Origin of the sequence: Halodurantibacterium daqingense (genome assembly GCF_042666235.1) — a bacterium.
GTDB lineage: Bacteria > Pseudomonadota > Alphaproteobacteria > Rhodobacterales > Rhodobacteraceae > Halodurantibacterium > Halodurantibacterium daqingensis.
The window spans coordinates 1-12,696 of record NZ_JBHTFQ010000003.1 but is presented as its reverse complement, the minus strand read 5'-3'; the positions used below and the strand labels follow the sequence as shown (position 1 = coordinate 12,696).

General features: G+C 56.2%; 13 protein-coding genes. 9 read left to right on the top strand and 4 right to left on the bottom strand.

Features of this window, described 5'->3' with window-relative positions; all coding sequences use genetic code 11:
- Window positions 1–46: 46 nt before the first annotated feature.
- A complete protein-coding gene (locus ACFQXB_RS06230; RefSeq protein WP_377401861.1) occupies window positions 47–760 on the bottom strand; it encodes a helix-turn-helix transcriptional regulator in 714 nt (237 codons plus the stop codon).
- Window positions 761–1,621: 861 nt separating this feature from the next.
- Between ACFQXB_RS06230 and ACFQXB_RS06225 the strand changes: the two genes are divergently transcribed.
- From ACFQXB_RS06225 to ACFQXB_RS06200, 6 genes are all read left to right on the top strand, one after another.
- On the top strand, window positions 1,622–2,833 hold the full coding sequence (locus ACFQXB_RS06225) for a DNA cytosine methyltransferase (RefSeq protein WP_377400797.1): 1,212 nt from the start codon (window positions 1,622–1,624) through the stop codon (window positions 2,831–2,833).
- Window positions 2,830–3,786 carry a phosphoribosyltransferase-like protein gene (locus tag ACFQXB_RS06220; protein WP_377400794.1) on the top strand — a complete coding sequence of 319 codons (957 nt, stop codon included), beginning with the start codon at window positions 2,830–2,832 and terminating at the stop codon, window positions 3,784–3,786. The genes ACFQXB_RS06225 and ACFQXB_RS06220 overlap by 4 nt, the downstream gene beginning before the upstream one ends.
- Entirely contained in the window at window positions 3,747–5,777 is a 2,031-nt protein-coding gene (locus ACFQXB_RS06215; protein ID WP_377400791.1) for an ORC-CDC6 family AAA ATPase, read from the top strand. The genes ACFQXB_RS06220 and ACFQXB_RS06215 overlap by 40 nt, the downstream gene beginning before the upstream one ends.
- Before the next feature lie 3 nt (window positions 5,778–5,780).
- Window positions 5,781–6,815 (top strand): hypothetical protein, encoded by a 1,035-nt coding sequence (locus ACFQXB_RS06210; protein ID WP_377400788.1) that lies wholly within the window; start codon window positions 5,781–5,783, stop codon window positions 6,813–6,815.
- Window positions 6,816–7,375: 560 nt separating this feature from the next.
- Window positions 7,376–7,516, top strand: coding sequence for a hypothetical protein (locus tag ACFQXB_RS06205; RefSeq protein WP_377400785.1), 141 nt, complete (start codon window positions 7,376–7,378; stop codon window positions 7,514–7,516).
- A 177-nt stretch (window positions 7,517–7,693) separates the two neighbouring features.
- Window positions 7,694–8,908 (top strand): IS256 family transposase, encoded by a 1,215-nt coding sequence (locus ACFQXB_RS06200; RefSeq protein WP_377400782.1) that lies wholly within the window; start codon window positions 7,694–7,696, stop codon window positions 8,906–8,908.
- Between the two features lie 155 nt (window positions 8,909–9,063).
- On the opposite strand, the gene ACFQXB_RS06195 is transcribed toward ACFQXB_RS06200, so the two are convergent.
- The 3 genes from ACFQXB_RS06195 to ACFQXB_RS06185 all read right to left on the bottom strand — a co-directional run bounded on the left by ACFQXB_RS06195 (window position 9,064) and on the right by ACFQXB_RS06185 (window position 11,167).
- Window positions 9,064–10,230 carry a DUF4236 domain-containing protein gene (locus ACFQXB_RS06195; RefSeq protein WP_377400779.1) on the bottom strand — a complete coding sequence of 389 codons (1,167 nt, stop codon included), beginning with the start codon at window positions 10,228–10,230 and terminating at the stop codon, window positions 9,064–9,066.
- A gap of 221 nt (window positions 10,231–10,451) precedes the next feature.
- Window positions 10,452–10,742 (bottom strand): hypothetical protein, encoded by a 291-nt coding sequence (locus ACFQXB_RS06190; protein WP_377400776.1) that lies wholly within the window; start codon window positions 10,740–10,742, stop codon window positions 10,452–10,454.
- Between the two features lie 2 nt (window positions 10,743–10,744).
- Entirely contained in the window at window positions 10,745–11,167 is a 423-nt protein-coding gene (locus ACFQXB_RS06185; RefSeq protein WP_377400773.1) for a helix-turn-helix domain-containing protein, read from the bottom strand.
- A gap of 141 nt (window positions 11,168–11,308) precedes the next feature.
- Between ACFQXB_RS06185 and ACFQXB_RS06180 the strand changes: the two genes are divergently transcribed.
- The 3 genes from ACFQXB_RS06180 to ACFQXB_RS06170 are packed head-to-tail and all read left to right on the top strand — an operon-like array spanning window position 11,309 to window position 12,603.
- A complete protein-coding gene (locus ACFQXB_RS06180; RefSeq protein ID WP_024811261.1) occupies window positions 11,309–11,533 on the top strand; it encodes a hypothetical protein in 225 nt (74 codons plus the stop codon).
- 15 nt (window positions 11,534–11,548) lie between these two features.
- Window positions 11,549–11,785, top strand: coding sequence for a hypothetical protein (locus tag ACFQXB_RS06175; protein ID WP_024811262.1), 237 nt, complete (start codon window positions 11,549–11,551; stop codon window positions 11,783–11,785).
- Window positions 11,785–12,603 carry a site-specific integrase gene (locus ACFQXB_RS06170; RefSeq protein ID WP_377400769.1) on the top strand — a complete coding sequence of 273 codons (819 nt, stop codon included), beginning with the start codon at window positions 11,785–11,787 and terminating at the stop codon, window positions 12,601–12,603. Before ACFQXB_RS06175 ends, ACFQXB_RS06170 begins: the two co-directional genes overlap by 1 nt.
- Window positions 12,604–12,696 lie beyond the last annotated feature (93 nt).

Sequence of the window (12,696 nt, the reverse complement as noted above, 5' to 3'; positions counted from 1 at the left end):
ATTGCGAACGGGACTTCTCCAGCAGTTGCCTCCGTACCACCGGACGTCACCCTGCGTCGTCGTCCATTGAGGAGCCGTCCTCACGGAGGTTCCAGCGGTTCTGCTCTGACCAGATGCTCCGAAGGACCTCGCCCTGGCCGGTGAAGAAGGCCCCTGTCGGCTCGCAGGCATAGATGCGGTCCGTCCGGAAATGGCGCAAGCCCGCACGCAATTCGCACCATGCCGCCAAGAGGACGGCGTTGATGTGATAGACGATGCCAATGGGCCGGATGTCGCGCGTCGTCCTAGCGCCCTCCGCATCCACGTAATCAATGCGCAGCACGCGTTCTTCTCGCACCGCCGCGCGGAGCATCGCTTTCGGCACGCATCCGAGTTGGGGGTCGTCTTCCGGCGCCCCCCAAGGCGATACCTGCAGCCAGCTTGCCGGAGCGTGCAGAGCGTCCACCTTCTCCGCAATCCAATCGGCCGCGCGTCGCAAGGCGCGGTCGCCCGAGCGACTGATCATGCTCAGGCCGACACGTAGCGCCTCGACCTCTTCCTCAGCGAAATTGAGCGGCGGCAGATTGTAACCGCGGCGCATGACATAGCCGACACCTGGTTCACCCTCGATCGGGGTCTGCATCGACTGGAGGGTCGAGATGTCGCGGTAGACCGTGCGCACCGAAACCTCCAGCCGTGCCGCAAGGTCCTCGGCGCGCAGCGGGCCCTTGGCCGAACGAAAGATCTGGATGGTCTCGAAAAGGCGGCTGGATTTTCTCATGGGTGGCCGTGGCGCGACGATGTCTCCTGCCACTATAGGGCCCACTTCTGACAGCACCATGTCAGGAGTGATCCACGATGTTCTCGCGACGAAGTCAGGAGGACCCCGGATGACCTGTTTTGACCATGCAACCATGTTCACCTTGCGCCTCGGTCCTTGGTCAACTCCAGATGATGGGGGGTCGACGACGACGGACTGCGAGGTTGAACCTGCCGGCATCAGAGCTAGGCAAGCATCCAACGCCCAGGCGTCGCGACGGGGGTTCTCGGGCAGATGCGCAGCCATCTCAGCCAAGGTCGCGGACTGGCGGCGCGAACGCGACGGATAGATAGAGTCATCTCCAAGCGAGCACTTTTGTCGTCGGCCCACACTGCGTTCGAACGTGTGCCCTTCCTCAATGCCACTGCCCTGCTCGGTCGATCACATCATCAGCCCCACAGCGCGTTGCTGAACCACAGCCGCGACGGATGGCATACGGGTGTTCGCGACACTTTGGATGAGTGTCGGGGAACGGCCGGGCACGTCGATCCCGCAGTCGCCTTCGCAGAGGGCGGGAAGCAGTCATTCGCTGCGGCAGGGATGCATGTCCGGCTCTCGACTATAGGGTAATCCCCCACACGACAACCGGATTGTCTATCAACCCTCTGAAGCAAAAGCGACATTCTCAGTGCCCGGGCCGCTTGGAAACCGACAAAAAGCTCACAGCATCAGAAGCAAGCAGGCTACAGCTAATCGTTGAGGAACGCCAAGGGCTTCACTATACACATAGAGATCGTCCTCGACCACTCACCCACCCCAGCAAGGTCGATAGGGCTCACCGAGTCATTCACTAGCCACCCAGCCTGCCGCAAAACAGGCGACATGAAACGAAGATCAATATCAGTGTTCGACCACTCATCCGCCGAAATCAAGATTGCAAGCCTATTCTCGGGTTGCGGAGGGCTTGATCACGGCTTCGAAGAGGCTGGGTTCAGAATCCATTTCGCAGCTGATCAGAATGCTGACGCGGTAGAATGCTACAATTCAAGCCTTCGACCGGTGGCGCGGCAGCTCATGATAGATAAAAACTTTGAATTTCCCTTCCAGCCCGATGTGATTATAGCTGGCCCACCCTGCCAAGGCTTCTCCACGGGCGGCGGGTACAAGGCCAACGACGAGAGAAATGACCTTCTCATTTCCACTTGCTCAATTATCGCCCGAAGCAAGCCTCAACTTGCGGTCATTGAAAACGTGGAAGCCCTCACGAACCGCAGGAATACTTGTTACTTCAGCACTGCCTTAGAGGCGCTAGCTTCGGCAGGCTATCATTGTGAATGGTCGGTACTCTCAGCGACAGATTTCGGAGTAGCACAACGGCGTCGCCGAACCGTGATTATCGCAAGAAAGAACGCTCCCTTCACAATGTATCGTGCCTCGCCCCGTGAAGCCGTAAAACTCTCCTCTGTACTTTCCGGCATTTCAGACAGCGACATAAATCACAAGCCGATCTGCCATAGTCCTGACTCAAAACACTACCGGATAGCACTGAGGATAAAGCCTGGTCAAAAACTCTGTAACGTGCGCTCTGGACCAAACAGCGTACCAACTTGGGAGATCCCAGAAGTTTTTGGATCAACAAACAGTGCTGAGAAGCAGGTGCTTCATGCTGTTCGACAGCTGCGCAGGACGGAGCGCAAGCGGTCCTATGGAGATGCCGATCCGGTCAGCATCGACCGCCTTTCCGCCACTTGTGCGAGTGCTGACGCCCAAACGATCGATAATCTTAGGCGCATTGGATACTTGAGAGTCGTTGGGAATGAAATCGACCTAACAAACACGTTTAACGGTAAGTACCGCAGACTACGAGCGGATGATGTATCCCCTACAGTTGACACCCGATTTGGTGATATCCAGCTCTTCCTTCACCCGTTGGAGCATCGGGGGATGACAGTACGTGAGGCGGCAAGAATTCAGGGATTCTCAGATAAGATCAAGTTTCCAAGAAATGAGAAAACGGCCTTTCGTCTGATAGGGAACGCAGTGCCACCTCCTATGGCGTTAGAGCTAGCGAAGTACTGCAGGGAACTTCTATGAGTGAGAAATTGACCGAGCTGCCTCAGGAATGGGATTTTCCTGGCGATGAGAGCCCGCTACCCGAGGAATCAATAACATTACTGAACTACCTGAGCAGAAAGGTATTCAATGACTATGAGCCTGCTCAGTTTCACCCATTTCGCGCACGTCTCCTTGATTGGATCAACAACCTATCCGATCCACGAGATCAGCAAATGCTGCTCGCACTTCTTTTGGACGTTTTCTATGTTGGGCGGCGGGAATTTGAGGCGCTGTATCGATCGGCATATCGGGGATCCATCGCGCGATGGATACTTGACTCGACCAATCTCGACCCTTTCTCAGTCTCTGTCGAAAGCAGTATTCGGACCCACGCGGATGAACTATGGATTTGCCCGGTATCGGACAGCCTGCGGATCAACTCTTTTCTCAAAGTCAATGGACTGAAGAGCAAAGAAGTTCGACCGGACTGGCGATCACTTGCGCGTCTTGGCGACGAAAGTAAGATTAGAGAATATGTCACCAGGAACAAGATAAAGGGGCTTGTTCTTCTGGAAGACTTCGTTGGATCAGGTCGACAGTCAAAAGCCGCTGTCAAGTTCGCTTCTAGGGCGCTTTCAGACATCCCGATACTGTTCTGCCCCTTGGTGGTGTGCCCGAAGGGCGACAAGGCACTTATCGACCTTACCAACGGCCTCACGAATGTCCGGTACGACCCGATTGTGGTACTGCCTGATGAAGTGGTTTTGGATTTTGAGAAGTCACGCAGAGCCGAAGCCACCGAGGTTGATGCCTTCTTGAGACGTATCATGCCTTCACTGCAAGCAGCTACAGAAGAGTTCATGTACGGCTTTGAGGAGACAGGCGCAAAAGTGGTACTGTTTTCAAACTGTCCGAACAACACACTTCCAATCTTCCACCATGAATCCGAGCAATGGAAGCCGCTGTTTCCGAGAGTTATGAGGCAGTCATGAAGTCAAACCCCTTCTTTGAACTTTATGTCGGGGACAGGATTTCTGCTCACGAGTTTGTGACAGTGTTCAGTCCACTACTAGTGGAGCACACAGAGGCGCTGTTTCTTCCAGGGAACATCGTTGTTACTGGCATTCAAGGCTGCGGTAAAAGCATGCTTCTCAGCCTCCTGAAGCCAAAGGTACGGATGGAGTTCGACACCGCTCGCGAACCCTTCCCAGTTCGCGAAGACCTCCGCCAATTTATCTGTGGCTCAGTAAACCTTGCACATCAAAACGTAATCGATTTTGGTTACCGTAGCGCTATTGACGCTGACGTCCTCCAAACAGAGCTACAGTTTGCTGATTTCTTAAACTACCTGCTATGTGACAGCATTCTTTCAAGCATAGAGCAATATTTGGTCGCCCCAAAGCATATTCGCTCTGAAGTCGGCTTACTGGGCGAAAAAGCTGACTTTGATCAGTTCGCACTTGAAGTAGCCAATCATCCTATTTGGGAGGGTTGGCTAGGAAGGTGCGAGAGCTTCGCACAACTTCGTTCAAGGTTGGGAGATCGAGCTCGTGCGTATAGAAGGTTCTTGCATGGGAAGGACCGCGATCTTGATCATTCGATAAGAAATACAATTACTGCCATCGGCAGCCCACAAATTGTGATCGCTGAACTCTTGAGAGTTGGCGGATGGATCGACAGTCGAACTCGCGTATTTGCAGACATCGATCAGTACGAAGAACTTGGCAGCATTTCGTCGAGACAAACGGCCGGAGAAGCAGTTGACTATCGAGCTGTGATCAATAAGGCGCTTTCATCTCGAAATGGTGAAATCTCATATCGAATTGGGACACGAGGTTACTCCTGGAAGAGCCACGGCAAGATTCACGGAACATCCGGCAATCTTGAGCAAATGCGTGACTATAAGTACATCGACCTAGATGACATTTTGCGCAAGCACGAAGACGATAGCAGTCGCGTTGGGCACGTGTTTGATCGTTTTGCCGTCGATGTATTCGCGCGACGGCTTCGCTTTTCGGGTTTTGATGTTCCGAAAGGTGATGAAGCGAAGAAGTTTGAAGAAGTCTATGGCAGAAATCTTAGCCCAGAGGAAAAGGTTAATCAGCATCTCGGAATTCGAGAAAAGGCAAGTTACGTCAAGATTGAAGATGGTTGGTCCGAGACGACGAAGTCTTCGTTGCGCTCACTTGCCGAGCGCAACTTCTACCAGGCTAAGCTTGGTGAGCTTTGGGTCCGACAAAAGGGTGACGTCGGCAATCTCAGCGTGAGGGATGAGCTACTGCCTTGGCGCAGAAGCTCTAGCCAATGGTGGAGGAAGGAGCGCGCACATGCGATGGTTGTTAGGATAGCCTCCGAAACGAAGCAGAAGACTATCTGGGGTGGAGCGAGCGAACTACTTGAGCTCTCAGGGGGCAGCATCTTGGCCTTTTTGGGCCTGAATCAGTTCATTTGGAGCACGCTCATTCAACGCAACGATCGGCCAGAGATTGGGCTCGGTGAGGTTCCAACTGTGCCAGTCTCAGTTCAATCGATTTCAATACTTAAAGCCAGTAAAGCTTGGGTTGAAATGATTTACGAGCAATCTGGAAGGAGCGCTGAGCGAGCACGTTTCGTCACCAACGTTGGAAGCATTCTCAGAAAGAAACTTCTTGATGACAAGAACCTCTCGTACCCCGGCGCCAATGGTTTTTCTCTATTAGACAGGGATTTGGATGAGTTTCCGGAGGTACGATCATTTTTGGAGGAGCTTGCAGACTATGGTAATGTCCTGATGTTGCCACATACGTCCAAATCGAGCGATCGAAAATTACGAACAAAATTTTACTTTCATCCAATTTTTTGCCCAAGTCTTGGCTTGCCGTACGTTAGAACAAAAGAACCGTACTATGCAAAGATTGGGGAGGTAGCTGGCTGGATTTACGAGAGTGGATATGAGGTGCCCCTCCGGAGTTCGTCGACTGAGGTGCAGAAAGGTTTAATCTAAACGATGACCAACTTCGTTTTCCGACCATGGGGTCGGCCGCTCTGGGTGTGTGAGAAGTACGGTCAAGCTAACTGGACGGTCTTGGCGTGCCTTGGTACCGAAAAGAGGTCTGTTGTTTCAGCTTCACAGCTTGCACACTTCGCCACGAAAGTAATTCTTGTAAAAGTGGAGGACCCAAGACTAGGCACCCCCGAGTTTTTGGACAGCCAAGCAAGCGCATTTGGACGTAATCGTGACTACTATGATCGAGAAGCTCCCCTCGCTGCCCATTATGAATCCGCGGACTTGAAGGCATCAATTGATAGGATTGAAGATGTTTGTGGGAGCGCTGCGGAGAGCGGCAGTGTTATTCTCGACATAACTTCTTTTCCAAAGCGTTGGTTCTTTCCTATGCTTCGCTTACTAGTTTCTGATGATCGTGTTCAGAATTTGCAGGTTGTGTACACCCGTGGCACCAGCCATGCAAAGGTGCTTGCCGAGAGTCCGGAAACACTCCGAGTACTTCCGACATTCGCCACCATGGATGCTAGGGACAGTCACGATGTTGCTTTTGTAGGTGTTGGGTTCCATCTTCACAGCATGTTGACGATGTTTGGCAATGACCGAGCCCGAGCCATGCATCTTCTTTTTCCGTTCCCGCCTGGACCACCTGGCATCCAAAGGAACTGGAAGTTTGTTCAACAGGTCGAAAGAGTTGTACAAAGAGACGCTACGCTTCTCGATGGCGCTGATCCAATCAATTTCTTGCATTTGGACTCCATTGACGTCTCCTTGGCATTTGATGCGATGCGGATGGCATCGAATGGTGGAAGAAAGACGTCAATGATGGCGCCGTATGGTCCCAAGCCTTTTTCTGTAGCGATGTGTCTTTTTGCGATAGCTGCAGAGCGCGCGAGACTTGACGACATTCCGGTCTACTATTCTCAACCCAAGAAGTATGCCGTTGACTACACAGCAGACGCAGCATCCCGGTTGGGCGCTCTCGATACGTGGTCATACGCAATAAAGCGGGCGGGTCGTTTTCTCTACGAAATGTAGTGGCGGCAGGACAGCCGCCACTACATTCTATTGGAACCAACCGCTAATCTCCCATGCAGGTCGTCGCGCATGGGACGTCTGCCGCATAAAGCGACGCCCGCGGGGCAAAGGTGCCGGTTTCGCGAGTTGGGACCTAGCTCCTACAAGTGTAGACGACCGGCGTCAAGAGTACTCATCTTTCTATTTTTATTGACTTTTTCGAAGGGCGAAAAGGCACCATATCGTGTTTCTTTCGTCGCACCTCCCCACTATTTGTGCCCTTGATGGAGATTGGCTTGGACAGCTCGCAGTTCGGCTGTTCGGTTGTGCGGGTAGATCTTTGAGTCGGCCGTCGGTGTGTTGGCCACGTTTGCGAATCATAACTGCCTCGCCACAGCCGCGTGCGTTCCGTGAGACAGTGTCGGCGCGATGCAAATCGGTCTTCGACCGTAGGCTCGAGACCGGACGTACGCACTCCGCTCAAGTTCCACCTTCTTCCCGTATTCGGGCTCCGGCCCACTGGTCCGTCTTGATAGTGGCGCGGGTCTACGCCTGTGCCGTTAGGCAAGGAGGCGGACTGGATGGTCACAAGACGGAAAATCAATGAAAAAATCCTGCGCGAGGCGGAATCTAAGCCCGGCATCAGCTATCAGATATTCGACACGGAAGTGACCGGCTTCGCCGCGCGGGTTCACCCAAAGCAGTCCTTGCACCAGTTCTGAGGAGCGGCAGAAAAGTCCCGCTCTGCCGTCCAGCTCCCTACGAAAATACTGCACGATGGAAGAATGGCCGGTCTAGTGAAGCTGCACTGCAGCGCTCGACGACGGGGCGAAGGTGAGAGTGTCAGGTCTTCTGTGTATGGGTGATTGGGTCCATGCTTCCTGAGAGGAGCAAGGACGATGACGATTTCCAACGAACTGCTGGACGAGCTGCTGAAGGGCTGCAAGCGGCCTGAGGATCTGCTTGGCGATGCAGGGCTTATGAAGGAGCTGAAGATCCGGCTGATGGAACGGATGCTTGGTGCGGAACTGACCGCGCATCTGGGCTATGAGGCCGGAGCTGAGCCGCCAGCCGAACAGGCCAACCGCCGGAACGGGTGCGCGACGAAGCGAGTGAAGGGCTCTGACGGCGAGGTGCCGCTTTCGGTGCCGCGCGACCGGGAGGGCAGCTTCAAACCGGAATTGGTGAAGAAGGGCCAGACCCGGATCGATGGCGTAGACGACAAGATCATCGGGCTCTATGCCGCCGGTTTGTCAGTGCGCGACATCCAGGCTCATCTGGAGGATCTTTACGGCCTGCGGGTCTCGCCCGACCTGATCAGTCGTGTCACTGATGCCGTGCTGGACGAGGTCCGGGAATGGCAGCATCGGGCGCTGGACCGGATGTATCCGATCGTCATTTTCGATGCTTTGCGCGTGAAGATCCGCGACGCCGACAGCCGGATGGTCAAAAACAAGGCCGTTTACATCGCCTTGGGCGTCACCCGGGATGGCGAACGCGAGGTTCTGGGCCTATGGATCGCCGACAACGAAGGCGCCAAGTTCTGGCTATCGGTGATGAACGAGCTGCGTAACCGCGGCGTCCAGGACATCCTGATCGCCGTCGTGGACGGGCTGAAGGGCTTCCCGGAGGCTATCACCGCGGCCTTCCCCGAGACCATGGTCCAGACCTGCATCGTCCATCTGATCCGGCATTCGATGAACTTCTGCAGCTGGAAGGACCGCAAGGCCGTGGCCGCCGACCTGCGCCCCATTTACGAAGCCCCGACCGCCGAGGAGGCCGCCCGCCAGTTGGAGGCATTCGAAGAAAAATGGGCTGGGAAATACCCCTCCATCGCCCCGGCCTGGCGTCGGGCCTGGGCCGAGGTCACTCCGTTCTATGCCTTCAGCGCCGCGATCCGGAAGATTATCTACACCACCAATGCCGTGGAATCGCTGAACCGGGTGCTGCGGAAAACGCTGAAAACCAAGGGCTCCTTCCCGACCGAGGAGGCCGCCACGAAGCTGATCTTCCTGGCCATCCGCAACTTCGAAAAGGGCGGCCGCGCCGTCCGGGAATGGGTTGCGGCCCGCAATCAGCTGGCCATAATGTTCGCTGGGCGTTTCGGCGCCTGACCGTATCTGAAAACCGCATGGCCCCGATCAGATACACAGAGTTTCAGACACTCCCGGGCGAAGGTCGGCTCTGGGCCGCGTGCCACATACAGATCAGAGGGCCGTGAGCGCAAAAATCAGTGGAGACGCACATAGTGAGCGCTCGCGTGCTCTTCTCATCCATCCTTGGTGATGAGAAGAGGTTCGGCGTCCTTCAGTTCCTTCGTGATCCTTCCAAGTTCGCGGACTGCGTCACCATACGCTCCGCTGATCCCGTGCTTCGAAACCTGTAACAGCCCCTTGAAACCGCCTTCGCTGACCATACCGATCTCCTCGAACAAGCAGATTGGCAGTTGCCGATTGTCTTTGAAACGTCGATCCGGACTGCCATTCTTGTTCACATATTTCCAAGTCTGGCCCACGACTGTCGCGTCAGATGGCGCCGTGTCCATGATCATGCGCTGATCGCGAACGGCGGTGCGAATGTTTTCATAGCGCACGGCGCCGAACCGTCTATTTTCTTCGACAAGAATGCAGTCGGGCAAAAAGTAGCAGTTCTTCCCGTCGATGGTGATCATAGGTGGCGTAACATTCGATGCGATGCCCTTTGGCAGAGCATAGGAGACCGAGGTCTCCTTGTTGTCCACCAACGACGAAGCTCCCGAGTTCCTCTTCCAAGCGTTTGAGTTAGTGATGTCGCCCTGCGCCTTGACGAACCATATCTTGCTGGCGCTCGCTATCCGGTCGATGGCACCGACTAGTGCTTTATAGCGCTCTTCAGCTTCGGGATCGAGATTATATGCAAATACGACGTTTCGCCTAGGCAGGTCGATCATGTTCCCAACCAAGTATCCGACAACCAGGAGGGCTGCAAACAGGCAGATGATGGGCGGGTTCTGCGACACGAGCGAAAAAGCAAGGCCGACACCAGCGGCGACGCAGAGAATGAGTGTAAAGGAGGGGCGCTCGCGCGCCTCGTTCAGACTGCGCAAAGCCTCCGAATGGCTTTCAGAGACAAGCACGTCAGCCTCGGCTGAAATAATACGTCGCATGAGGACGCCGTCCTCGGTCATGTAGGTCGGCAGCTTTTCGTTGGGGGCGATCCTGGAAATCTCGGAAGCGTAATCCGCTCTTCCTTCTGCAGTGGCCGGTTTCGGTCTTCGGCCAAGACCTCCAAGCGTCTTCCGGTAATAGACGCCGCTCGTGCCTGCGTGAATGTAGTGGCCTTTGGGGCCGGTCCCGACTCTAAATCCTTTTACACCGGCAGAAATGCCGACGCCCGATTTGGAAAGGTTTATCCTGAACGGACCAAGACTAACTGAATCTCTTATATAGAAGGGCATGATCGACCCCAAGCAAGATGCAAGCGTAGGTTGCCCCTGAAACCCCTCACGCGCCAGCTTAAAAATGTAGCTTCAGTTCAGGAGTGTCCTCGGTCAGAGTAGCTTCGATCACGGCCAAGTCGTCGCCACACAGTAGTCGAGCGGCGGCTTCTGGAGATGCGCCCATGTAGCATCCCGACGAGCCGAACGGCTGCTATGGGCCGAATGCGAAGCCCTTGCTCTTAACTCATGTGGTCTTCCAGCCGCCTCCGTAGATACCGCTCCACCCACACCGCCAGCGCAAAAGCCGGAGCGCCCAGGACCAGAACAGCAGCAGACACCGCCGCCACGACCACCATCGCCCCTGCACCAGACCCCAGCACTAACACCACCGCCCAGCTTGCCAGATAGGCCACCCCACACAGCCCCACCGCCCGGATCACCGGGTGCGTATAGCGCGCCAGATCCCGCTGCATGCTCTCCACCGCTGCAAGCTGGTGCCGCTGCCAGACATCGCTCTTCTCGATCTTCATCATCACTCTCTTAACAATTCGATCCATGTGTGGACGTCATCCATGGGAATTTCCTTCCCCTCCAGGAACGACCGGTACCAGCGCGCCACGATCGCGCCGCGCTTCTCGCTTTTCAGGCGGATGCCGGTCACGCCCAGATAACGGTCCAGCGCCGTCTCGAACCCTTCCAACGCGGCCAAATCATGGCCCGGGCGCACCGCTTCGACCCCCAGCAAGATCCAGTTCAGGTCCACGCCGAACTGGCGGTGCATGTCGACCAGCGCCTCGACCGGGATCGAGCGTTTGCCGGTCTCGTAGCTCTGATAGGCGCGCTGCGACATGCCAAGCTCCGCGGCCATGCGGGCCTGCGACAGGCCAAGCTCGTTGCGCGCGATCGCCATGCGCGCGCCGAGGCCGCCGAGGTAGGTATCTGGACGATTCACCATTCTTGACATCAATCAGCTTGCGATGACGCATGAACGCATATAAGCGCACGTTTGTGCGTTAATGCCTGCGTTCCACCATCGAACCACGGCCCGGCACCGCATTCAATGCGTTTTCGTCCATTTGCAGGAAAGGAGAAGGGTTTGTCACAGGAAAAGCTGCTGTCGCCCAAGGAACTTGGCGCCCTTGTGGGGCTCAGCACGGCGCAGATTCGTGCCTTGATGAACGACGGGCGGCTCGAATTCGTCGAGATCACGCCCAAGACCCGCCTGCTGACCATGACCGGCTGGGAGCGGTTCCAGAAGCGCGCGACCAAGCTGCGCGGGGACGAGAGGGAGAGGGATGGTTCGGTGTCGAGTGTGAATTGATCAGGGGGAGAGCCGATGGGCACGACCAATCTCAACATCAGCGTGATCGACAAGCGCATGCTGAAACAATCCGAGGCCGCCAGCTACACGGGTCTTGCCATCAAGCATTTCAAGGCAAGTTGCCCGGTGCGGCCGGTGGAGCTGGCGCGCGGCACCCTGCTGTGGGACCGGCGCGACATCGATCGCTGGATCGACACGATGAAGGCCGACCATGTCGAGATGACGCGCGACGACATCCTGGACCGGCTGTGATGACCCATGTGCGCGTCAAGGGCTTCAAGATATTCAAGGATCGTCACGGCCGGATGCGCTGCTACCACCGTGCGACGGGCCACAAGATCGACCTGACCGAGGCGCCGCTAGGGTCGGCCGAATTCCTCGCGCAATGCGAGACGATCCGGGCCATCGCCGTGGCGCAGAAGGAAAAGGGCCTTCGTGCGGGCACCCTTAGCGGGCTGATCAAGGGCTATTTCGAGACCGGGCATTTCGCCAATCTGGCTGAAGCCACGCGCCGCGATTACCGCAAATGCGCCGATTTCCTCGCCCCCATTCGCGACACGCCGGTCCATGTGATCGACACGCCGCTGATAGCCGGTATCCACGACAAGGCCGCGAAAAAGATCGGCTGGCGGCGGGCCAACATGGTGCGCACCCTGCTGAGCGAGGTGTTTCGCCATGCCATCCCCCAGGGCCTGATCACCGCGAACTACGCCAAGGACGTGATCCCCAAGCGCCGCCCACGCGACCGCGCCTATGCCAACCGCCCCTGGACGATCGAGGAGCGCGACATCGTCCTGTCCCGCGCGAAGCCGCATGTGCGGGTGGCGCTGGCGCTGATGATGAATACCGGGCTCGATCCATCCGACGCGCTGAAACTGCGCAAGGACCAGATCGACGGTGACACGATCTGGGGCGTGCGCGGCAAGACGGGGGAAGAGGTGGCGATTCCCGTCAGCCCGACCTTGCAGGCCGCCCTCGACAGCATCCCCGCGCATGAGGCCGCCACTGTGCTGGCCAGCTCGCAGGGCGCAGCCTGGACCTATAACGGGTTTTCGACAGTCTGGCAGTAAGCGGGGTTTTTCCCCCATTGGGTTTGGGCTTCCTCTGGCGGCACCCGGCGGGCACCTTGGTCGCATTTTCCATGATGGAGGAGTGCGATGGCG